This window comes from Paenalicyclobacillus cellulosilyticus (assembly GCF_014647315.1).
Classification (GTDB): domain Bacteria; phylum Bacillota; class Bacilli; order Alicyclobacillales; family Alicyclobacillaceae; genus Alicyclobacillus_J; species Alicyclobacillus_J cellulosilyticus.
Window position 1 is genome coordinate 1 of the sequence record NZ_BMOY01000029.1, and the last position, 23868, is coordinate 23868.

Below are 23868 nucleotides of genomic sequence, written 5' to 3' on the forward strand. Positions count from 1 at the left end.
GCGCAGGTCGTTTCCATATCTGATCAAATTTACAAATGATCGCGCTTTCATAGAACCATATATAGGGAATCCGCGTCAGTCCCATCATTCCCGCAAGTCTTCATTCTGATTTCCAGTTCACCAAACTGCGACGTGGCGCGGAATCTGTGTCGTTCGATCCGTCCTTCATCCCGAGGCCGAGGATGGCCACCGTGCTCTCCCGCAGACGTTTGCCGAGGGCGGCCAGTTGGCGTTCCAGCTGCGCCGCCGCCCGGATGGGCGCTTCTTCATTGATGCGGCGCGCCAGCGTGAGCAGCGGCACGGGCCGGGTCTTCGGCAGCGACGCCGCGATGTAGGCATAAGCGTTCGGGATGCAGTAGCCGCCCACGCCGAGCCCCGGTTCCAGCAGCCGCACCCGCGGATGGGTGTTGGCCAAGCGGATGAGCTCGTACACGTCCACGCCGTGGTGTTCCGCAATCTCCTTGATCTGGTGGGCGAGCGCAATGTTCACATCGCGCTGCACGTTCTCGATCACCTTGGTCAACTGGGCGGTGCGCAGGTCGGTCAGGTGGACCTGGCCGTCCGTCAGCGTGGAAAGGAGCGCCTTCGCCCGCTCACCGCAGGCGGGGGTGAGGCCGCCCACCACGACGTCGAGCGTCCGGAATTCGTACATGGCGCGGCCCTCCGCCACGCGTTCCGCCGCATAGGCGACCGCGAAGTCGGTGCCTGGTACCATGCGGCTTGTTTCCGCGAGCAAGGGGATGATGTCCTGCTCCATCATCCCGGGGACCAAGGTGCTGCGGACGAGCACCAGATCTCCCTGGCGCAGCACCGCACCCAGGCTGCGGATGGCCGCGAGCAGGGGCAGAGGGTCGGGCACGCCGTTTTCGTGGACCGGGATGCCGACGGTGATGATGTGGGACGACGCCTCGGCCGCCATCGCCCAATCCCCTGTCGGGACAAAGCGGCCGCTGGCGAGGTGGCGTTGCAAGATGGAAGCGAGCGGCTCGCCTTCGTACGACTCCATGACCTGCGTCCGCCCTGCGGACAGGTCGCGCAGTTTCACCGGATCGACGTCGATCCCGATGACCCGGTGACCCTGTTCACACAGGCACATCGCCAAGGGCAGGCCGATGTACCCCAATCCGATGACGCTGATGGCTTCGCGCACCATAAGCCCTCCCGTCGCGTTGGCTTGCGCAAACCGCAGAGCGCGGCGCCGACACCCGCGCGCCCTGCGCACGAACCGTGGTTTTCCTTCTTCATCTCCGCCTCAAAGGTATCAAGCAAGTGTTAACTTTTCGTGAGCGGTGGGTAACGGTTCGGTGCAGGTTCGGCAAATTGGACGTAGGGGTGCGGCAACCGTCGTGGTCCTGGCGCGCGATGCGCGGGTAGAATGCATCACTTCCAGCACGGAGGGGGGTTGCGGTGATGCATGACGCGGGATGCTTCGGCGGGTACACCCGTTGGGCGGTCGTGTTCCTGATCATCTTTGTGCTGTTCATCTTGCTTGTCCCGTACGGCACGTACTGATCCCTGATGCGGCCCAATCCCTGATGCGGCCAAACGGCTGAAGATGTGCTGGCAGGGTGGCGGCGGATGGCGCCACCCTGTGCCGGCGCGTGCCCGCGCGCGCCACGCGGCGTCGGTTCCGGTTCCTTGCTCGTTTCTCCGCACGCTTTGCGCCATCGTTCCCAACCCTATACAATACTTCTAGACATCTTCTCAATAAGTTCTTAACATGTAACATGAACACGGACGGAGCGTCCCGGACGCGTCAGCGTGGATGATGTTTCGCGCCGGGCGGGTGAGGGGAGCGTGCGACATGGGATGGTGGCGTGTGTGGGGAAGCAAAATGGGCGTGTTGGCCGCCGCGGTTGTGACGTGGACGGCGCCTGTCCGCCCGGCGCAACCCCTTGGGGTGAGCCGTGCACCGGACGGTGCGGAGACGCCGGTGGCGATGCACCGTGTGCTGCGCCATGAGGCGGCGGGTCTGCCCGCAGGGGATGGCGGGGTTGGCACCGGTACGCGGACGGCGGTGGCAAAGCCATCCGTGGTGGTGTACGGCATGCGCAAGTTTCCGTATCCGTATCAGGCGATGCTCGCCATCTCGTCGGACGCGGACCACGAGACGTTGCGCAAGTTCAACCTCATCCACACGTTTCTCAATACGACGCAGATGACGCCCATGGGCCGTGGGCTCGGGCTCGACATCGCCGATTCGTTTTTCATGTACAACGGATCCAACCTGCGCGAAAACGTCGATTGGCATGAGTCAGGTCTTGCGGGCGAGTTCACATACTTTTACCGCACGAGCGACATTCCCTTCGGGGCGAAGATCATCGACCGCTACATCCATGCCGGTTGGATCGACGCCATGCACTCGTTCGGCGATTTCAGCATGCAAAACCCGCATCAGACCCTGTTCCGCCGTCAGCTTGCCGTGCAAGCCATCCGGACGCTCGAGGCGCACAAAGACTTCGTGACCGTATGGACCGATCACGGCAACCAGTCGAACGTCGACAACTTCGGCGCTTGGGGTGTAAGCCGCTTCTACCGCTACCAGCAAGGGGCACTCCCCGGTTCACCGTACCATGTGACGGATCTCCTCATTCCGTACGGCATCCGCTTCGTCTGGGCCGATATTCCGAGCGCACGCTTCGGGTACCCAAGCATCATCTATCCGCTGCGGTTGCCGGACGGCCGAAAGGTGTGGGGATTCTGGCGTTACACGAGCAGCAGCATCGACAAGCGGGGAGACTCGCACTGGGTATGGTCGGTGGATGACCTCTCGCAGGTGTTGACCATCCGGCACCTGCTCGAGATTGAATGGGGACATGAGTACGCTATCGTCGCCACCCACCTGTGTTCCGACAACGACGTCAATCCGTTGCCGGGCAACGCCGTGGCAGCGCTGCGTCTGCTGCAGCACCAGTATCTCGCGGGGCACATCCTCGTCGCGCGCACCAGCCGGCTGTTGCAGTACAACGTGACGCAGCGGTACTTGCAATACTACGTGACGCGGTCGCACCAAGAGGCGGTCATCCACATCACCGGCATCGCCGATCCGGTGTTCGGCTGGCAACCGCCGACGCTCGCCAACCTGCGCGGTGTCACGTTTTACACGTCCGACCCGGCCCGTACGCAGATTGACATTTGGAACACGCCCGTGAACCCTGCGCTCATCCAGCGCAACCCGACGGACGGTGTGCACCCGAGCATCGGCATCCGGTGGTACCCGCCCGACACGCGCAATTATGCGGTGACGCCGCCGCTGCGCCGGATCGAGGTGTCGTGAGGCGGGCTCGGCGTTTCGGCCGTCCCGTTGCCGTGCGCGGTGTGCACCGTTTGCACACGGATCCCCCCGTTCCTCCGCTTGCCTGCAGCCGCGCGTTAGATTATACTAATCTCGTCTTTTGTTCTTATGAATTTCTTTTTTTGTCGGGACAAAGTTGACTAGAAAAGTCATGATTGGGGTGGCATGGGCGTGCGGGTGTGGGAGCTCTTGCTGCTTGGCTTCATCGCGGGCGGCACCATTTACATCGGCCTGCCGCTGGGCAGGCTGCGCGGCTTGTCGGGTACGGTGCGGGCTGCGCTCAGCATGTTGTCGGCCGGCATCCTGGTCTACCTGTTGGTGGAGATCCTCGGCGAAGCGGCGGGGGAGACCTCGAGTCAGGTGATCTCGGCGCTCCATCAGACGCGCGCTGCGGCCCCAGCCCTGCTCGACGTCATCCTGCTCGTCGGCGGGCTCGCCATCGGCTTCGTCGCGCTGGTGGCGTTGCAGCAGCGCGGGCTGGGACGGAGGGCGGACTCGCCGCGGGTGTTGCCGTGGTTCATCGCCCTGGGCATTGGCCTGCACAACTTGAGCGAAGGGTTGGCCATCGGCCAGTCGTTCGCACAAGGGAAGGCGGCGTTGGCGGTGGGGCTCGTCATCGGCTTTGCCTTGCACAACGCGACGGAAGGATTCGGCATCGTGGGGCCGGCCCTGCGCGACGGGGAGCGCCTGGCTTGGCCGGCGCTGTTCGGGCTGGGCGCCGTCGGCGGCGGTCCCACGTTGGTCGGCACGCTGGCGGGCGGTGTGTGGACGTCGGAGCCGCTGTCGGTGTTCGTGCTCGCCATGGCGGGCGGGGCCATCCTCTACGTCGTGTTCGAGATGGTGTCCGCCGTCCGCAAGGAGACTGCGCAACGGATCATCATGTCGGCGTTGGTCCTTGGGTTTGCCGTCGGCTGGGGGACGGAGGTGGTCACCGCCGCCAGCATGACCGGCGGGGAGCAGGGCAGCGGCCAGGTCGTCCGGGAGGCGGACGGGGACGTCGTCGCCACGGGCACGGCCGCGGGTGCGGCGGATGCCGGCGGCACAGGCCAAACGTTGACGCTGTCGCCGTCCGCGGCGGCGGCGCAAGACCGGATGGCGCAGGATCTGTTGGCGGAAAAAGCGCTTTTGCCGCGCATCCTGCCGGACGGGACGAAGGAGTTCGTCCTCACGGCGTCCGCCTTTCCCTGGCAGCTGTACCCTGGCAAGGTGGTGGAGGCCTGGGGATACAACCGCCAGGTGCCCGGTCCGCTCATTCGCGTCCGCGTCGGGGACAAGGTGGCCATCGTCTTGCACAATGAGCTGCCGCAGCCGACGACCCTCCACCTGCACGGGCTCGCCGTCCCCAACGGTATGGACGGCGTGCCGCGGATGAAGATGGACGGCGACGAGATGGGGACACAACAGCCCATCCCGCCCGGCGGATCGTTCACCTACCGCTTCACGGTCACGCCGCAGATGGTGGGCACCCACCTGTACCACACGCACGTGAACGACGACTTTCAGATGGACATGGGGCTGCACGGGGTCATCCTCGTCGATCCGGCGCAGGGACCGTCGCACCGGTACGACGTGGACGCCCTGTATGAGCTGGCCAGCTTCAAGGTCGACGGATCGGAACAGGAGAACGCGTTCGTGATGGACGGCAAGGCGTTCCCGGAGGCGCCGGTGCTGCACGTCCGCCGCGGCCAGCGGGTGCTCATCCGGCTGGTGAACGCCAGCGCCGAAGAGTTCCACGTGATGCACCTGCACGGCTATACGTTTGCCATCGTCGCCCGCGACGGCCAACCGCTGTCCCAACCGGAATACGCCAACACCGTCACGCTCGGGCCGTCCCAGACGGCGGACATCGCGTTTGTGGCCAACCGGCCGGGCGAGTGGATGTTCCATTGCCACATCCTGGATCACACAGTCAATCCGGGCCCTGACCAAGAAGGCTCGGCGACGCACCTGGCGGAGATGGGGGGCCTCGTGACGTTCGTCGACGTGCGGTGATGTTGATCCCACATGACCAGCGTCGGTTGCAAATGACCGGTCCGCCCGGCGCCCGCGGCCGCGGCATGCCGGACGGGCCGTAAAACTTGGACGGACCGCAAAATATAGTGTATCTTCCCGGTTGTGCACGCTTGAAAATCGCTAGATATAGTGTTATACTGCCGACAAACGTACATATCGCCAAACCTGGTGCCCGCCTGGTGCGGGTGAAAAGGGAATCCAGTGCGAAGCTGGAGCGGTCCTCGCCACGGTAAGGAACGATGCAGCGCGCGCAGGCGGCAACCGCGCAAGGGTGCCGCCAGCCACTCGGCGCTCGCCGGGGAAGGCTGCGCGCTGGCAGATGACGTCCGAGCCCGGAGACCTGCCAGGTTTGTGGATGCACGTCTCCCACGAGGGATTGGGAGGGGCAGACCGGTACGACATCGGATACGGAGCGGACGCGGGCCGGCAGGCGGCCAGGCGAGGGATGCATGTGGACGCACCCTGCCATGACCGAAACCGACCGACCGCGCAACGACCGCCGGATGGTGCGGTTGCTGCGGCCGCCCGCCATGCCACGTCGTCGCTTTTCTGCACCCCCATCCCGGCCGGGAGCGGGGTGCTTCGCTTTTACAGGGGCTCATCTTCGCCAGCTCCGGGATCGGCACCCCGCGCTGCACGAGGAGGGAGGAAGGGATCATGAATCCAGTGTTGTTGCAAGATGCGCCGCCATCCGGTGTGCGGCAAGGGCGCGAGTTGCCCGGCGTGCGTGAGGTGGTCAAACACGACGGCCGCAGGCAGCCGTTTGACTACGCGAAGGTGTACCGTGTCGCCGCCCGGGCCTGTGCGGGCCTGGCGGGGTGCGCGCCGGAAGCGCTCCTCGACGCGTGCGCGCCGCAGCTGTGGGACGGCATGAGCACCGCGGAACTGATGCGTGTGCTCACGCAGGCGGCGGTGGAGCTCACATCAGTCGAGGCGCCCAACTGGCAGTACGCCGCCGCGCGGCTTTTGTTGGCGCAGAGCTACAAGGACGCCGCCCGCAACCGGGGCGACAGAGAGCCGGGGTACGGCGACTTCTTGTCGCTCGTGGTGCGCCTGGAGCGGATGGGCCGGTACGGCACGTACATCCGGGAACATTACCGGGACGACGAGATCGCGGAGCTCGGCCGTTACATCCGCCCGGAGCGGGACCTGTTGTTCAACTACGTCGGACTCAAGCAGCTCATCGACCGCTACCTCATCCGCGGCCGCGGCGGGGAGCTTTTGGAGCTGCCGCAGGAGATGTTCATGGGCGTGGCGATGCATCTTGCCATGCGCGAGCGGGACAAGCTGGAACACGCCAAGCGGTTTTACGACATGCTCTCGCAGCTTGAAGCCACCATGGCCACGCCGACGCTCAGCAACGCCCGCAAGCCCTTTCCGCAGCTAAGCTCTTGTTTCATCGACATGCCGCAAGACGACCTCATCAGCATCTACGACACCGACAAGGCGTTCGCGCGCGTGTCGAAGTTCGGCGGCGGCATGGGCATCTACGTCGGCAAGATCCGGGCGCGCGGATCGGCCATCCGCCACCACCAGGGGGCGAGCGGCGGCGTCATCCCGTGGATCAAAAACTTCAACAACACCGCCGTCAGCTGCAATCAGCTCGGCGTGCGCCGCGGCGCCGTGTCGGTGTACCTGGACGTGTGGCACAAGGACATCCTCGACTTTTTGGAGTTGCGCACCAACAACGGCGACGAGCGGATGAAGGCGCACGACATCTTCCCCGCGGTGTGCATTCCGGATGAGTTCATGCGCCGTGTCGAGCGCCGCGACACGTGGTACCTGTTCTGCCCGTACGAGGTGGAGCAGGTAATGGGCTTTCGCCTGGAGGACGCGTGGGGCGAAGAGTTCGAGCGCCGCTACCAGGCGTGCATCGACGAGCCGCGCCTGCCGCGCCTCGAGGTACCGGCCATCGAGGTGATGAAGCGGATCATGCGATCCGCCTTTGAGACGGGGACGCCGTTCGTGTTCTTCCGCGACACGGCCAACCGCATGAATCCGAACAAGCACGCCGGGATGATCTACTGCAGCAACTTGTGCACCGAAATTGCGCAGAACATGCGGCCCACCATCCTTGTGGAGGAGCGGCTCGCAGACGGGGACATCGTCATGCGCTACCGGCCCGGCGATTTTGTCGTCTGCAACCTCTCGTCGCTCAATCTCGGCCGCTGCCAGACGATGGAAGATATTCGGCGCACCGTGCACGCACAAGTGCGGGCGATGGACAACGCCATCGACCTCAACCACTATCCGGTGCCGCAGGCGGCGGTCACCAACCGGCGTTACCGGGCCGTGGGTCTGGGGGTAAGCGGGTATCATCAGTACCTCGCCCAGCGCCAGATCCCGTGGGAGTCGGAGGCGCACGTCGCGGAGGCGGATCGCCTGTTCGAGTGGATCAACTACTTCGCCATCGAGGCCTCGTGGCAGTTGGCGCGGGAGAAAGGGCCGTACGAGTTGTTCCCGGGCTCCGATTGGCAGACGGGCGCCTACTTCGACCTCAGGGGGTACCGCACGCGCCCCGGCGGCCCGGACTGGGACCGCCTGCGCGAGCAAGTGGCCCGGGACGGGGTGCGCAACGCGTATCTCATCGCCATCGCGCCGACGAGCAGCACCAGCCTCATCGCCGGCAGCACCGCCGGGATCGATCCGGTGTTCTCGCGCTTCTTCCTCGAGGAGAAGAAAAACGGCGTCATCCCGCAGACCGCGCCGGGGCTCTCGCCGCAGACGTTCTGGTACTACCAGGAGGCGCACACCATCGACCAGCAATGGAGCACCCGGGCGGCGGCGGCCCGCCAGCGCCACATCGACCAGTCGCAGTCGTTCAACCTGTACATCACGCCGGACATCGGAGTGCGGGAGTTCCTGAACCTGTATATGTCGGCGTGGAAGCAGGGGCTGAAGACGATCTACTATGTCCGCAACCGGTCGCTGGAAGTCGCCGATTGCGTGGCGTGTTCGTCGTGATGGGCCCCGCCGCGCCCGGCTTTGCTTCCGCGCTGCGCGAGGCGCTCAGCCTGGCGCGGCCGTCTCCCGTGTTGACGGTTGGGCGCAGGCGAAGCGGATGGCCGAAGCGGCGTGGGGTGTCCCGCAGGGATTGTGGAAAGGGGAAGGATGATGGACCATGCAGCTGACGCGGACGAAGCTGTTCAACAGCCAGGGCGACCGGGACTGGGGCAAGCGCCGGATCATCGGCGGCAACACCACCAATTTGATTGAGCTCAACAACATCAAGTACGAGTGGGCGTACCGGATGTACCGGGCGATGATGAGCAACTTCTGGATCCCGGAGGAGATTGCCCTTGTCGACGACGCCCGGCAGTACCCGTTCTTATCCGAAGAGGAGCGGCGCAGCTTCAACAAGGTGATCTCGTTCCTCATTTTCCTCGACAGCATCCAGACGCACAACCTGCCGAACATCAACGAGTACATCACCGCGCCGGAGGTGAACCTGTGTCTCACCGTGCACGCCTTCCAGGAGGCGGTGCACTCGCAATCGTACGGGTACATCCTCGATTCGGTCGTTTCGGCCGACATCCGCGACCAGATATACAACGAGTGGCGGGAAGACGAGCACCTGTTGCGCCGGAATCAGTTCATCACCGACCGGTATGAGGAGTTCATCGCCGACCCGAGCGACCGCAACCTGGTGAAGACGGTGATGGCCAACTACATCCTGGAGGGCGTCTACTTCTACTCGGGCTTCAGCTTCTTCTTCGCCCTCGGCCGCCAGGGCAAGATGCTCGGCACGGTCTCCGAGATCAAGTACATCCAGCGGGACGAGCTCACGCACCTGGCGCTGTTCCGCCACATCTACGAGGAGATCCAGCGCGAGAACCCGCACCTGTTCACCGACGACCTCGTCGCCGAGTTGCGCGAGATGATGCGGCAAGCAGTGGAACACGAGATTGCCTGGGGTCAGTACGTCACGGGCGGCCACATCGCCGGGCTCACGGACGAGCTCATCGACCAGTACATCAAATACCTGGCGAACATCCGGCTCAAGTCGCTCGGCATGGAGCCGCTCTATCCGGAGGTGACCGAGCACCCGATGCGCTGGGTGGACCAGTTCGCGGCCATCAACGCGACGAAGACCGACTTCTTTGAGCAGAAGGTGACCAGTTACACGAAGGCGGCCAACCTGAACTGGGACGAGCTGTGAGTGCCGCTCACGGGTGCGGCGGGGAAGGTGCGCTTGCCTCACGCCTGCCGGCGCGCATCGTGTGCGCGCCATCACAGCCCGTGCGACGACGTGCGTGCAGGATGGCATCAGACCGATTGGACGGAGGATGAGCGATGACCTGGATTGCGACCTTGGGATTTCCGCGCATCGGGCGGCGGCGCGAGTTAAAACGGGCGGTGGAAGGCTACTTTGCGGGCCGTCTCACGGCGGCGGAGCTGGCGGACGCGGCAGCCAACCTGCGCGCCGAGCGCTGGCGGTTGCAGCACCAGCTCGGGGTGGACCTCATCCCGGCAAACGACTTTTCCCTCTACGATCACGTCCTCGACACGGCGGTGATGGTGGGTGCCGTGCCGGCGCGGTTCGGTTGGACGGGCGGCCCGGTGGGGCTTGACCTCTACTTCGAGATGGCGCGGGGCGGCCGCGTCCCGCCGCTCGAGATGACGAAGTGGTTCGACACCAACTACCACTACCTGGTACCGGAGTTTACGCCGGATCAAGCGTTCGCGCTCACAAGCCGAAAGCCGGTCGATGAGTTTTGTGAAGCGCGGGCGCTCGGCATCCGCACCGTGCCGGTGCTCCTCGGCCCGGTGAGCTTCCTTCTGCTCGGGAAGATGGCAGGCGGCGGCCATCCGCTGGCGTTGCTGTCCCGGCTCCTCCCGGTGTACGAAGAGGTGTTGCGACAACTGCACGCCGCGGGGGCGGCGTGGGTGCAGCTCGACGAACCGTGCCTGGTGCTCGACCGGACGGCGGAGGAGATGGCGCAGGTCAGCGCGGCGTACGAGCGCCTGGCTGCGGCGGCGCCGGTCAAGGTGATGCTTGTCACCTACTTCGGCGGGTTGGGCGAGCACTTTGAACGCGTCTGGTCCTTGCCGGTTCACGGCATTCACCTCGATCTCGTCCGCGCGCCCGAGCACTGGGACGATTTGGCGCGGGTGCGCGTGCCGGACGAACGCGTGGTGTCGCTCGGCGTGATCGACGGCCGGAACGTGTGGCGGGCGGACCTCGATGCGGTGCTGCCCCGGGTGTCCCCGGTGCTGGCGCGCTTCGGCGGCGAGCGGGTGGTGCTCGCACCCTCGTGCCCGCTTTTGCACGTTCCCTGGGACGCGGCGCAGGAGGGGAAGCTTGACCCCAAGGTGCGCAGCTGGCTGTCGTTCGCCGTGCAAAAGTTGGAGGAGCTTCACCTGCTCCGCCGGGCGCTGGACGAGGGGGAGGACGGGGTGCGCGAGGCATGGTCCGCGCAGCGGGCAGCGCTTGCCTCCCGGCGTGCGCACCCGGGTGTGGTGCGGCAGGACGTGCGCGCCCGCGTGGAAGCGGTGGCGGCCGAGGCGCCGGCGCGCGCACCGCGGGCGGTGCGCCGGCGGCTGCAAAAGGACCGTCTCGGACTGCCGCTCTTGCCGACCACGACCATCGGGTCGTTCCCGCAGACGGAGGCGGTGCGCAGGGCCCGGGCGGATGCCCGCCAAGGCAGAATGGCACCGGAGGCGTACGCGTCGTTCCTGCGCGAGCAGATTGCCCGCTGCGTCCGCCGGCAGGAGGCATTGGGCCTCGATGTCTTGGTCCACGGCGAGTTCGAGCGGACGGACATGGTGGAGTACTTCGCGGAGCAGCTCGACGGCTTCCTCGTCACCGAGCACGGCTGGGTGCAGAGTTACGGGACCCGCTGCGTGAAGCCGCCGGTCATCTATGGCGACGTGGCCCGGCCGCGCCCGATGACGGTGGCGTGGACCACGTACGCGCAGTCACTCACGGACAGGCCTGTGAAGGGTATGCTCACAGGCCCGGTGACCATCCTGCAGTGGTCGTTCGTGCGCGATGACTTGTCCCGGGAAGCGGTCTGCCGTCAAATCGCCGTCGCCATCCGGGACGAGGTGCTCGACCTGGAGCGGGCGGGGATTCGCGTCATCCAGATTGACGAGCCGGCACTGCGCGAGGGCCTGCCGCTGCGGCGGGCGGATCGCGCCTTGTATCTTGATTGGGCGGTGGCGTGTTTCCGCTTGGCGTATGCGGGTGTGCGCGACGAGACGCAGATCCACACGCACATGTGTTATGCGGAGTTCTCCGACATCACGAGCGCCATCGCGGCGATGGACGTGGACGTCATCTCCCTGGAGGCGGCGCGTTCCGGCATGGCGGACCTGCCGTCCATCGCGGCGGCACGTTTGTCGTGCGACATCGGGCCGGGGGTGTACGACATCCACAGCCCGCGCATCCCGGAAGTGGCCGAGGTGCGGGCGCTGTTGGCGAAAGCGTGCACACTGCTGCCGCCGGAGCAGGTGTGGGTGAACCCGGACTGCGGCCTCAAGACGCGGCGTGAGGAAGAAGTGTGGCCGGCCCTCACGCACATGATCACGGCGGCGCGGGAGATGCGGGAAACGCTCACGCAGGCCGCGCGTTCGTAAGCGGGGTATGGCACGGGGCTTTCGTGTCGGGTCTTGCATGGATGCACCGCTTCTGGGACACTGGGTCCCGGGAGGCGATGTGCGGAGATGACCAACCATTGGACGGAAGCGTTGCTGGCTGCGTTGCTCGTGGCGCAGGGGGTGACGTGGGTGCTCCTCGCGGCGGTGTGGCTGCGCACCAGCCGCCGCGAAGCGGACGCTCAGCACCGCTGGCAGGCGATGGAGCGGGCGTTGGAACGGATGGAGGCGTCGGTGCGCAGCGAGATCGCCACAGGCAGGCGGGAGAGCCAAGAGGCGGAGCGGTTAAGCCGCGAAGAGTTGGCCAACACCTTACTGCGGGTGCAGCGGCAGCTGACGGACGTGCTTGAACAGATGGCCAAGCGGAACATGGACCTGCTCGCGCAGGCCTCGGCGCAGGTGGGTGAACTCACGCGCCTGAACGAGCAGAAATTGGAGGGTGTGCGCGCGGCCGTGGAACAGCGCTTGGCCGCGTTGCAGGAGGAGAACCGGCAGAAACTGGAGCACATCCGGGCCACGGTCGATGAAAAGCTGCACGCGACGTTGGAGCAGCGTCTGGGGGAGTCGTTCAAGCTGGTCAGCGAGCGGCTGGAGCAGGTCCACCGCGGGCTGGGTGAGATGCAGACGCTCGCGGCGGGCGTGGGTGACCTCAAGCGCGTCCTCACGAACGTGAAGGTGCGCGGAGTGTTGGGTGAGGTGCAGCTCGGCAGCCTGCTCGAGCAGATGCTGGCGCCGGATCAGTACGCCACGAACGTGGCGGTCCGGCCGGGCAGCGGCGAGCGGGTGGAATTCGCCATCCGGCTGCCGGCGCGGGACGGCGATGCGGGTTTCATCTGGCTGCCGCTCGATGCAAAGTTCCCGCTCGAGGACTACCAACGCCTGCTGGAGGCCCAGGAGACGGGGGACGCGCTTTTGTTCCAAGAGGCGTCCAAGCACCTGGAGGCGCGGATCAAAGCGTCGGCCAAGGAGATCCACGACAAGTACATCCACCCGCCGGCCACGACCGACTTCGCCCTCTTGTTCCTGCCGGTGGAGGGGTTGTTCGCCGAGGTGTTGCGCCGCTCCGGGCTGATGGAGACCATCTACCGGGAATACCGCGTCATCCTCACCGGACCGACGACCTTGGCGGCGCTCCTCAACACATTGCAGATGGGGTTCCGGACGCTGGCCATCGAGCGGCGGGCGAGCGAAGTGTGGCAGCTGTTGGGCGCGGTGAAGGCGGAGTTCAACAAGTTCGGCGGCATTCTGGAGAAGACGCAGCGCAAGCTGCAGGAGGCGAGCCATACCATCGAGGAGGCGACGCGCAAGACGCGGACCATCGAACGCAAACTGCGCCACGTCGAGGCGTTGCCATCCGCCGAGGCGCGGCGTGTGTTGCCTGACATCGCTTGGGAAGCGGAGGAGGACATGGCCGCGGGCGGTTTGGATTCCGGTGTGACCGGGTGAGGATGCGTTCACCCGGTGCGCGTGGTTTCACCACGCGCGTTTTTTTTACACACGGTTCGCAATTCCTGGTTCAAGCTTTTAGACTCGCTTCACATACGGCCAACGATTCGAGGTGACGGTCATTTCCGCGGAGGTGGGGGTGGAAAAGCCGGATCGCAAGATTTTCGAACATGCGCTGACCGCGATGGGTATTGAGCCGCAAGCCGCATTGATGGTCGGCGACAACTACTACGACGACGTGGTCGGCGCGCGCAGTGTCGGCATGGATGCGGTGCTCATCAACCGGTTCGGACGGGTCGGGATTGAGGAAATCCACGATTGCTGGGTGTTCCCCGATGTATGCGCGGTGGTGGAATTCATCCAGCGTCAACTGGCCGCGGTGGGTTGATGCTGTTTTTGCCGAGGCGCCTTGGGGGCCGGCCTGCGGTGAAACGAGGCGGGCCGTCAGTGGCCCGCCACAAGTTCCGCTTCTTTAGGTTGGAGGACGTCGTCGACGTTGACCAGTTCGTATTCCCGCGATCCCAACCCCAGCTTGGCTGCTTCGCGGATCTGGAATTCGGGGTCTTTCGCGGTGCCGAGGAACCTCTGGAAGATGCTGCCCTCGAACTGGGTTTGGAAATCCTCCGGGATCATATCCTCGAACAATTCCGCATCCTTGAGCAGGTCAAACGACGCCTGGTCAATGGCGACCGGGTCTTCGCTTACCAACACCCCGACGTCCTTCGTGATGCTCGGCGTCGAGAAGCCATGGCAGTCGCACCACGGCGTGATGTTCAGCAGATAGTTGAGATAGAGGACATGGCCTGGTTCGAAGGTCGAGAGCACCTCCCGCGCCGCCAGCGCCATCGCACGCTGGAACGAACCGTACAGCTCATCCGCATTGAGCGCGAGGGCGTTTGCCGGACAGACCTCCACGCACTTGTTGCAGAACGTACACTTGTGGAAGTCGATGTGCAACTCATCCTTGTTCGATCCGCCCCAGTGGATGGCTTCCACCGGACAAGATTCGAGGCACGTGTTGCATGGCTGTTTGCTGCCGCATGCCTCGGCGTTCCAATACGGGATTTGCGCTACCTGTTGATGGATCCAGCTGCGGGACGGACCGGCCAGCATGCCGATACCGACATTTTTGAGCGCGGCCCCCATGCCGGTGTTGCCGTGGCCTTTGACGTGGGTGATGACAACCATCGCTTCGGCGTCCTGGATCTCTCCGGACACATAGACCTCTTTCAGATACGGATAATCGGTCGGCAGAGGATGGGGGTAGTAGTATTTCTCCGTCGTGCCGTTCATCGGCAGCACCGGGCAACCGAGGGTTTCGGCCGAGTATCCGCGCGTCGCCGCGTCCACCGCGCCCCAGGAGTGGACGACGATGGGCTGACCGCCCGCCTCTTTCACGAGCGAAACCACCTGGCGCACGAGCACAGGATGGACGGTGGTAAAAATACGTTCCTCTCCCAGGTGCACCTTGATGACCGTGCGTTTTCCGCCGACAATCCGCCGCAGGTCCACTTGCTCGCGCAAGATTCGATCCAGTTTGGCAGGCAACGAGTATGCCTGATGCATGCGCTTCACTTTGGCTGGCGCGAAGAAAACCTTGGCACCCATCCGTCATCCCTCCCTGTTCGATTATAACGGGTAAGTTGAAATTTCGATACTCCCCCTTGTATTCCATCTTGGTTGCCGAACGCGATGCACGTGCCGCGCCACCGTTTGCACATGCCGCATATACTCTCGGACTTCAAGTATAATCGTGCGCCGCTTGGCCCCAAACTGCCAATATGATCTTCGTTGCGCAGAAAGGACGGATGGCTGTGCGTATCGCCACCATCGAATCGGATGTTCCCTTGGGTGCTTTGGCCGGCCGGTTGCGCACGGCAGGTTGGGCGGTGGCTGAACAGGAGGTGACGCCGCGCTACACCCTCATCGTCGAACGGTCGGGAGATACCGGTCTCCATACCCTGCTTGAATCTGTGGCTGAATTTTTGTGCTCCGAATGGCCCCATCTGTATATGGAGACACGACTGCGTGCGATGTACCCGCTGCTCTCGCCGGAGGAACGGCAGTACCTTGCCCTGTTGGCCGCACACGTCATCCGCCGGGCCCATCGCGACGCAGCATGGCACCCCGCTCCTTGGCGGGCCGAGTTGATGCGCGCTGTGCAGGATACCTTGTCGCGGTACGGTCGTGTGCACTTGGATGGCGTCGTGCGCTTCCGGGCCCGTCCGTGGCTGAAAGCGTTGCAAGACGTGGCGAGCGGCGTGGTCAAACAGTTCTTCGCCGATCGCGAATATGAGACGTTTGTCGCCATGTTGCGGCACATCCTCGACGCCCAGCCCCCTGGTGCCGACGTGTTACACGTCTACTGTTCGGAAGCCTGTGTCTGGGTCACGGATGCGCACGGGCAGGTGGTCACCGACAGGCGGGTATTGGATGTCATTGCGGAGCAGGAACAGGAAGAGGAAGACATCGATGTGGAAGACGTGGCCATGAGCCTCCTCATCACGCGCGCGCCCAGGTACGTGGTGGTGCATGATGTCACCAAGGCGGCGCCGTGGCCGAGCTTTGCAGAAACGGTGGAACGGGTGTTTTTGGAAAGGACGCGCCGTTGTCCGGGGTGTGACGTGTGTGAACGGCTGCGGAATGCGAGTGAGCAGAATCCGCCGCAGGTGAACATCGTGTTTCCGTTTCCAAGAGGATGATGACGTTGCTCGACCATGGCCGCGTGCGGTTGACACACCCGGCCAGGTGCCCTAGAATGGATGCGCATCCAACAGGATAGCATATATGCAATGCGGAAAGGCGCCGCGGAAGTTGTCCTGTGTCAGAGAGGAGACGTCCTGGGCTGTGAGCGTCTCTCACGGGACCTCCGCAGGCCACCACTTTCCAAGCAGCCGCCGGGGATCCACGGCTGGGGGGCGCCGGGTGTACGTGCCGGGCTCGCCGCACGCCGTGGTGAAACGGCGGCCGGGGCGGACGTTATACGCGCAATGAGGGTGGCGCCGGCGCAGGCGCGTGGCGTGCACTGCGCCAAACGCTGACTGCGGGCGCTGCCGAAGATGGGTGGAACCACGGGAACCGGGCGTTCTCGTCCCATGCGGGACGGGGCGCCTTTTTTGTGTGGTGCGATGAAATCAGGCGCTGCGCGGCGTTTGGCGGTACGCTGCGTTCCGCGTATGCGTGACGTGTTTGGACAAGGAGGACGATGCGGTATGGCCCAGTGCAAGGTCACGCTGAAAGACGGATCGGAACGGTGGTACGAACAAGGAACGACTTTCGCGGACATTGCGGCTTCCATCGGGCCGCGGCTCGCCCGCGAGGCGGTGGCCGTGAAGGTGAATGGTGAGGTGTGGGACCTGGCGCGCACCTTGGAACAGGACGCGGCGGTGGCGTTCCTCACGCTCGACGACCCGGAGGGGCTGGACGTGATGCGTCACACGTGTGCGCACGTGATGGCCCAGGCGGTCAGCCGGCTCTTTCCCGGCGTCAAGTTCGCCATCGGGCCGGTCATCGAGCACGGCTTCTACTACGACTTCGCGGATCATACGTTCACCCCGGAGGACCTGCCGCGCATTGAGGAGGAGATGAAGAAGATCATCGCGGCCGACTATCCGGTGGTGCGCGAGGTCGTCTCCCGGGAAGCGGCGCTGGCGATGTTCCGTGAGCGCGAGGACCGGTTCAAGGTCGAGATCATCGAGGAGTTGCCCGCGGATGCCGTCATCACGATTTACCGCCAGGGTGAGTTCGTCGACCTCTGCCGCGGCCCGCACCTGCCTTCGACCGGGCGGATCAAGCATTTCAAGCTGATGTCCATCGCCGGCGCCTACTGGCGGGGGGATGCCAGCCGGGAGATGCTCACCCGCATCTACGCGGTGGCGTTTGCGAAAAAGAGCGATCTCGACGCGCATCTTGCCTACCTGGAGGAGCAGCGGCAGCGGGATCACCGCCGGCTCGGCAAGGAACTGGGCATCTTCATGCTCTCCAAAGAGGTCGGCCAGGGGCTGCCGCTGTGGTTGCCCAACGGTGCCAAGGTCCGGCGGGTCATCGAGCGCTACATCGTCGATCTTGAGGAGCGGCTCGGGTATCACCATGTCTACACCCCGCACCTGGCGAGTGTCGAGCTGTACAAGATTTCCGGGCACTGGGAGCACTACCACGAAGACATGTACCCGCCGATGCAGATGGACAACGAGGAACTGGTGCTCCGCCCGATGAACTGCCCGCACCACATGATGATCTACAAGTCGGAGTTGCGCAGTTACCGCGACCTGCCGCTGCGCATCGCGGAGCTTGGCACGATGCACCGGTACGAGATGTCGGGCACCCTGGCCGGGCTGCAGCGGGTGCGGGCGATGACGCTCAACGACGCGCACATCTTTTGCCGCCCGGATCAGATCCAGGAAGAGTTCACGCGCGTGGTGCAGCTCATTCAACGCGTTTATAAGGATTTCGGCATCACCGATTACTACTACCGGCTCTCGTACCGCGACCCGAACGACACGCACAAGTACGTGCAGAACGACGAGATGTGGGAACTGGCGCAGTCGATGCTCAAGCAAGCCATGGACGATCTCGGCCTCGCATACGTGGAAGCGCCGGGTGAGGCGGCGTTCTACGGGCCGAAGCTCGACGTGCAGGTGAAGACCGCCCTCGGCAAGGATGAGACGCTCTCGACGGTACAGCTCGACTTTCACCTGCCGAACCGGTTTGAGCTTGAGTTCATCGGCGAGGACGGCAAACCGCACCGGCCGGTCGTGATCCACCGCGGCGTGGTGGGCACCATGGAGCGGTTCGTGGCGTTTTTGCTTGAGCAGTACAAGGGTGCGTTCCCGGCTTGGCTGGCGCCGGTGCAGGCCCGGGTGGCGAGCGTGAGCGACGAGTTCGCCGGCTACGCGGAACAAGTGGCGGAGCAGCTGCGCGATGCGGGCTTCCGAGCGGAGGCGGACGTGCGGCCGGAAAAGATCGGCTACAAGATCCGGCAGGCTCAGGTGCAGAAGATCCCGTACACCCTTGTTGTGGGCGAGCGTGAGCGAGCGAATGGCGCCGTGAGCGTCCGTAAGTACGGCGAGGGCGATCTCGGCCAGATGCCGCTCTCCGCGTTCATCGCCATGCTGCGGGACGTGGTGGACCGTAAAGAGCTGTTGGTGAAACCGTGACGTGGCAGCGGCCTGAGCGCGCTGCCGTCTGCGCCGGCCGGTCCATGGCACGCAAGGTGTCTGGCGGGCCGGCCGGATTGGTGGACGCTCGGTTTGTCGAGAGATTGCAAGATTTGTCGGATAGGCGAGAGGGATTCGTCCTTGCGAGGTCGAATAGAAACCCCGAATCCAAAGCGTGATGCGGATAAGGGGTCGGCGTGTTGATCCATTCGGTCGGAGATTGGCCGGCGCCCTTGGCGGGCGCCGCGTTTCTGTTCGGGCTTTTGTTCGGATCGTTCGCCAACGTGGTCGGCGAGCGCTTGCCGCGCGGCGAATCGTTATTCTTGCCGCGTTCTCACTGCCGCGGATGCGGGCGCACGTTGGCGTGGTACGAGCTCATTCCGGTGTTGTCGTGGTTGGGATTGCGCGGCCGCTGCCGAACCTGTCACGCCGGGATCCCCGTTCGGTACCCTTTGCTTGAGCTCGCAGGCGGGGTGTTGTTTGCCACCTCCGCTACGGTCTCGGCCACCGGGTATATGATGCTCGCGTGGTGGGCGTTTTGGTTGTTGCTGTTGTGCGTGACGGCGTGCGATCTCGTGGCGATGCGCGTGCCCGACGTGCTCTCCTTACCCGGCGCGCTGATCATGGTGGGTTTGGCGGCCGCCACGGGCATTCAGCCTTGGCGGGGTGCCCTCGCGGGTGCGGTGGGGTGTGCGGGTGTCCTGTGGGGCATCCACTGGCTGTCGCGGGGACGCATGGGCATGGGAGACGTCAAGCTGTACCTCAGCATCGGCGGGATGCTCGGGTTTTGGGGCGGCGTGCTGTCGCTCGTGTTCGCCTCGTTCTACGGAACGGTCATCGGCCTGGGCCTGCGCCTGACCGGACGCCTCAAACCCCGTCAGCCTATCCCGTTCGTACCGTTCATCACCGCGGGCGTGGCGACCGCCGCGTGGTGGGGCAAGGCGCTCATCCATTGGTACGTCCACGTGGCGCTGGGGTTGGGCGGCTGATCGGGCTGCCAATCTGCGAAGGGGGGAATCGGGATGGACATGTTGGCGTTGCTGGTGCGCGCGAAAGAACGGGGCGCATCCGACCTGCACATCTCCGTGAACAGTCCGCCGGTTTTCCGAATCCACGGAGAGCTTATCCCGGAGGGCGAGCCGTTGGCGCCGAAGGATACGGAGGAGATGGCCCGCACCCTCATGACGGACGCCCAGTGGGACGCGTTTTTGGCGGCGGGCGAGATTGACTTTTCCTACAGCCTCCATGGTGTGTCGCGGTACCGGGTGAACGTGTTTCGCCAGCGGGGCAGCGTCAGCATCGCGGCGCGGGTCATCCCGAACCGGGTCCCCCAGTTCGCGGAACTCGGGCTGCCCGACGTGGTCCTCAGCTTCACGGAGAAGCCGCACGGGCTGGTATTGGTGACCGGACCCACGGGCAGCGGCAAGTCCACGACGCTGGCCGCATTGATTGAGCATATCAATCAAACGCAGCGCAAACACATCATCACGTTGGAGGACCCCATCGAGTATCTCCATCACCACAGGATGTCGATTGTGGACCAGCGGGAGATAGGCCAGGACACCCGCGGCTTTGGCCCTGCGCTGCGTGCGGCGTTGCGCCAAGACCCGGACGTGATTTTAGTGGGTGAGATGCGCGACCTGGAGACGATTCAGACAGCCATCACCGCGGCGGAGACCGGACACTTGGTGCTCGCCACCCTGCATACCAGTGACGCGGTGCAGACGGTGGATCGTATCATCGACGTCTTCCCGGCCGCCCAGCAGCCGCAGGTGCGGCTGCAGATGGCGTCTGTGCTGCAGGGGGTCGTGACGCAACGGCTGTACAGGCGGCAGGACGGGAACGGACGGGTGGCGGCGGTGGAGGTGTTGGTCAATACCCCGGCGGTGGCCAACCTCATCCGTACGGAGAAGACGCATCAAATCCGGTCCATGATGCAGACAGGCCGGTCGTTTGGCATGCAAACCATGGAGATGCACCTGCGGGAACTCATCTCCCGCGGCGTGCTGCCCGCATCCGTGTTGACGGAGTACATGGCGCACCACGTGGCGGCAACTTCCTGAGAACCCTGGCGAAGGGATGCACCAGGGCTGCGCGGGGAGGGAGGACGGGTTGGCCAGGAAGCGGATCGGGGATCTTCTGGAGGAAGCGGGCCTTGTTTCGCCGGAGCAGTTGCAGCGGGCACTCGACATCCAGAAGCAGACGCGGGAACGGCTGGGCGACATCCTGGTCCGGCTCGGCGTCATCTCGGAAAGCCAGTTGATGGATGTTCTCGAACAGCAACTGGGGATCCCGCGGGTGCGGCTTGCGGGATACAAGCCGGACCCGGCGGTGACGAGCCTGGTGCCGGAGCCGCTGGTGCGGCGCCATCAAGTCCTGCCCTTGCGCCGGGAAGGGAACCGGCTTGTCCTCGCCATGGCCGATCCGCTCGATTACTTCGCCATGGACGACGTACGCCTGGCCACCGGCCTCCATGTCCAGCCGGTGATGGCGGCGAAGGATGAGCTGCGGGCGGCCATTGAACGCAGCTACGGCACGCGCGCGCCGATGGACGAGGCCCAGCGCGCTGCGTCCGCTTCTGCCGAACGGGACGAGGTGGCGACCGAACTCGTCGATGAGTCGTCGCCGGTGGTGCGCCTGGTGAACCGGATTGTGACGCAGGCGGTGCTGGCCCGGGCGAGCGACCTGCACTTCGATCCCGATCCGCGCGGCCTGCAGGTGCGGATCCGCGTGGACGGGGTGATGCGGCCGGATCAGCTCATCCCCAAGCAGCTGCAGCCGATGGTCGTGGCGCGGATCAAGGTGATGGCCGAGCTCGACGTGGCGGAGCGGCGGCTGCCGCAGGACGGGCGGTTCCGCATCCGCGTGGAAAACCGGGACGTCGACGTGCGCGTCTCGACGTTGCCGACGCTGCACGGGGAGAAGGTGGTCCTGCGGCTGTTCGACGCCGCACAGGGGCTGTTCTCCCTCGACCAACTCCAGTTTTCCCAGGAAAATTTGCGCTTGGTGCGCGAGATGCTGGCGCGATCGCACGGGATGGTGCTGGTGAGCGGTCCGACGGGCAGCGGCAAGACGTCCACCCTGTACGCGGCGCTCGCCGCGTGCAACCGGTCCGAGGTGAACGTCATCACCATCGAAGACCCGGTGGAGTATCAGTTGCCCGGGGTGAACCAGGTGGCGGTCAACCCGGCGACGGGTCTGACGTTTTCCGCCGGACTGAGAGCCATCCTGCGCCAGGACCCGGACATCGTGATGGTGGGCGAGATCCGCGATGCGGAGACGGCGGAGATCGCCATCCGGGCGGCGCTGACGGGGCACCTGGTGCTCTCCACCTTGCATACCTCGAGCGCGGTACAGACGGTGACGCGGCTGGTCGACATGGGGGTGGAGCCATACCTCGTGGCTTCGGCGGTCACCGGGGTCATCGCGCAACGGTTGGTGCGCAAAGTGTGCCCGGAGTGCAAGGCGGCGTACGAGCCGACCGGCGAGGAAGCGGCGTGGCTGGCTGCATACGGTGCGTGGCGTGCGGAGAATGGATGGCAGGCGGGCTTTGTGACGGGACGCGGCTGTGCGGCGTGCGCCGGAACGGGGTACTACGGGCGGATCGCGGTGCAGGAGGTGCTGCGGGTGGACGAGGAACTGCGGCGGCGCATCGCCCGCGGCGCGCCGGAGGAGGATCTGCGGGCATACGCCGTCGCGGCCGGCATGAGGCCGCTCTTGCAGGATGCCATCGCAAAGGCGGCGGCTGGACTCACCAGCCTCGCCGAGGTCAAGCGCGTGGCTTGGGTGGATTGACGCGGGAAAGGGTGTACGGCGGTGCCGGAGTTTCGGTATACGGTGCTGGATGGGAACGGCCGCCGGCGGCGCGGGCGGATGGTGGCGTCCGATATCGAAGAGGTCTTGAGCTTTTTCCGCCGCAGCGGCTGGTATGTGCTCGAGGTGCAACCGAGTGAGCAAGCGGCCTGGTGGCGGAAGGAGATCACGCTGGGTCAGCGCGTCAAGCTGCGGGACTTCGCGGTCTTCTGCCGGCAGTTCGCCACCTTGGTGCGCGCCGGAGTGACGCTGCTCGACGGGGTGCAGATCCTGGTGGCGCAGACGCAGTCGAAACCGCTGCGGCGGGCGCTTGAACAGGTGGCGGCGCGCATCCGGGAAGGCTGGTCTCTGTCGCAGGCCACCGCGGAGCACCCGTCGGTCTTCCCGCCGGTGTTCATCAGCATGGTGCGCGCCGGGGAGGCGGGCGGCACCCTCGATATTGCCCTGGAGCGGTTGGCGCTGCATTTTGAGCGCAGCCACCAGACGCGGGAGAAAGTCAAGTCTGCGCTCACCTATCCGGCCATCGTCGGCATCGTCGCCGCCGCGGTCACCGTGTTCCTGTTGGTGCGCATCGTGCCGACGTTCGTCGCCATGTTCGCGGCGTACCGAGTTGAATTGCCCCTGCCGACGCGGTTGGTGATGGGGTTGAGTCGTTTGCTTCGCGCCGGGTGGTGGGGCGTGATCCTCGCCATCGCGCTTTTGTTCGCGCTCCACCGTTGGGCGCGGCGGAAACCGGGGTACCGGCGGGTGTTCGACCAGGCCCGTTTTCGGTTGCCGCTCTTTGGGCGCATGCGGCAGACGGCGGTCATGGCCCAGATGGCGCGGACGCTCGGCTCCCTCATCGCGAGCGCGGTGCCGTTGGCGCAGACCTTGCGGTTGACGGCGGAGGTGGTGGACGACGCGGTGGTGTCGGAGACGCTGCGGGCCGCGACCGCCAGCCTGGAGGCGGGCGGCACCTTGTCGGAAGCGTTGCGGCAAAACCGGCTCATCCCGCCGCTGGTGGCGGAGATGGTGGCGATTGGGGAACAGACGGGTGAACTCGATTTTGTGCTCGAGCGACTGGCCGGCTTTTATGAACAGGAGGCGGAGGCGTACGCCGACCGGCTGAAGCAGGTGCTGGAGCCCGTGATGATTGTGGTATTGGCCGTGATTGTCGGGACCATCGTCCTCTCCGTGATTCTGCCGTCCTTCCGGCTGCTGCAGGCGTTGCATTGATGGGCAGGTCACAGGCCGGTTCCAGTCGCCTTGTGGCACGGACGGGCAGGATGGGAGAGACAAAAACAACATCCCTTCTAAAAAACCCCGCATGATCCTCTTGTCAGTTCGATCCGTCCCCAGTATGCTAATTTTTAAGGATGAGATACGGGCGTCGCCGCAGCGTGCCTGGGTTGCGGGTGGGGAAAGCGGATCGGCGTGCATCGCGATACATAGGTACATCCATCCCATCGGTTTTCCAACGGGGGAACGGGTCGATGCGCTTTCCAAAACTATCCAAGGATGGCGGTGCACAGGTAGCCGGCGCGGCGGACGGGCGTCCTGCACAACAAG

Annotated in this window: 14 protein-coding genes, 1 pseudogene and 1 riboswitch; of the genes and pseudogenes, 13 read left to right on the top strand and 2 right to left on the bottom strand. The window is 64.9% G+C overall.

What is annotated here, in order from left to right; genetic code table 11:
• Positions 1–100: 100 nt before the first annotated feature.
• A complete protein-coding gene (locus IEX97_RS09300; RefSeq protein WP_188882576.1) occupies positions 101–1150 on the bottom strand; it encodes a nucleotide sugar dehydrogenase in 1050 nt (349 codons plus the stop codon).
• A gap of 654 nt (positions 1151–1804) precedes the next feature.
• On the opposite strand from IEX97_RS09300, the gene IEX97_RS09305 reads away from it, so the two are divergent.
• The 7 genes and pseudogenes from IEX97_RS09305 to IEX97_RS09335 form a co-directional block, all read left to right on the top strand.
• Positions 1805–3277, top strand: coding sequence for a hypothetical protein (locus IEX97_RS09305; protein WP_188882578.1), 1473 nt, complete (start codon positions 1805–1807; stop codon positions 3275–3277).
• A gap of 189 nt (positions 3278–3466) precedes the next feature.
• The gene (locus tag IEX97_RS09310) at positions 3467–5287 is read left to right on the top strand and encodes a multicopper oxidase domain-containing protein (protein ID WP_188882579.1); all 1821 of its coding nucleotides are present in this window, start codon (positions 3467–3469) and stop codon (positions 5285–5287) included.
• 170 nt (positions 5288–5457) lie between these two features.
• Positions 5458–5670: riboswitch (cobalamin riboswitch) on the top strand.
• Between the two features lie 295 nt (positions 5671–5965).
• Positions 5966–8272 (top strand): ribonucleoside-diphosphate reductase subunit alpha, encoded by a 2307-nt coding sequence (locus IEX97_RS09315; protein ID WP_188882580.1) that lies wholly within the window; start codon positions 5966–5968, stop codon positions 8270–8272.
• Between the two features lie 157 nt (positions 8273–8429).
• Positions 8430–9467, top strand: coding sequence for a ribonucleotide-diphosphate reductase subunit beta (locus tag IEX97_RS09320; protein ID WP_188882581.1), 1038 nt, complete (start codon positions 8430–8432; stop codon positions 9465–9467).
• Between the two features lie 134 nt (positions 9468–9601).
• Positions 9602–11887: a 5-methyltetrahydropteroyltriglutamate--homocysteine S-methyltransferase gene (gene metE, locus IEX97_RS09325; RefSeq protein WP_188882582.1), complete on the top strand. Its 2286-nt coding sequence runs from the start codon at positions 9602–9604 to the stop codon at positions 11885–11887.
• 87 nt (positions 11888–11974) lie between these two features.
• Complete coding sequence (locus IEX97_RS09330; RefSeq protein ID WP_188882583.1) at positions 11975–13351, top strand: DNA recombination protein RmuC; 1377 nt, start codon at positions 11975–11977, stop codon at positions 13349–13351.
• 100 nt (positions 13352–13451) lie between these two features.
• A pseudogene (locus tag IEX97_RS09335) lies at positions 13452–13739 on the top strand (HAD family hydrolase); the annotation flags it as partial.
• 56 nt (positions 13740–13795) lie between these two features.
• Here IEX97_RS09335 and IEX97_RS09340 read toward each other — a convergent pair.
• On the bottom strand, positions 13796–14959 hold the full coding sequence (locus IEX97_RS09340; protein WP_188882585.1) for a DUF362 domain-containing protein: 1164 nt from the start codon (positions 14957–14959) through the stop codon (positions 13796–13798).
• A gap of 200 nt (positions 14960–15159) precedes the next feature.
• On the opposite strand from IEX97_RS09340, the gene ytxC reads away from it, so the two are divergent.
• From ytxC to IEX97_RS09370, 6 genes are all read left to right on the top strand, one after another.
• Positions 15160–16053 (top strand): sporulation protein YtxC, encoded by an 894-nt coding sequence (ytxC, locus tag IEX97_RS09345; protein WP_188882586.1) that lies wholly within the window; start codon positions 15160–15162, stop codon positions 16051–16053.
• 510 nt (positions 16054–16563) lie between these two features.
• Positions 16564–18507, top strand: coding sequence for a threonine--tRNA ligase (gene thrS, locus IEX97_RS09350; protein WP_188882587.1), 1944 nt, complete (start codon positions 16564–16566; stop codon positions 18505–18507).
• Positions 18508–18704: 197 nt separating this feature from the next.
• Entirely contained in the window at positions 18705–19496 is a 792-nt protein-coding gene (locus tag IEX97_RS09355) for a prepilin peptidase (protein ID WP_229776735.1), read from the top strand.
• 33 nt (positions 19497–19529) lie between these two features.
• Positions 19530–20570, top strand: coding sequence for a type IV pilus twitching motility protein PilT (locus IEX97_RS09360; RefSeq protein WP_188882588.1), 1041 nt, complete (start codon positions 19530–19532; stop codon positions 20568–20570).
• A gap of 49 nt (positions 20571–20619) precedes the next feature.
• Positions 20620–22302 carry a GspE/PulE family protein gene (locus IEX97_RS09365; RefSeq protein ID WP_308426199.1) on the top strand — a complete coding sequence of 561 codons (1683 nt, stop codon included), beginning with the start codon at positions 20620–20622 and terminating at the stop codon, positions 22300–22302.
• A 21-nt stretch (positions 22303–22323) separates the two neighbouring features.
• The gene (locus IEX97_RS09370; RefSeq protein WP_188882590.1) at positions 22324–23535 is read left to right on the top strand and encodes a type II secretion system F family protein; all 1212 of its coding nucleotides are present in this window, start codon (positions 22324–22326) and stop codon (positions 23533–23535) included.
• Positions 23536–23868 lie beyond the last annotated feature (333 nt).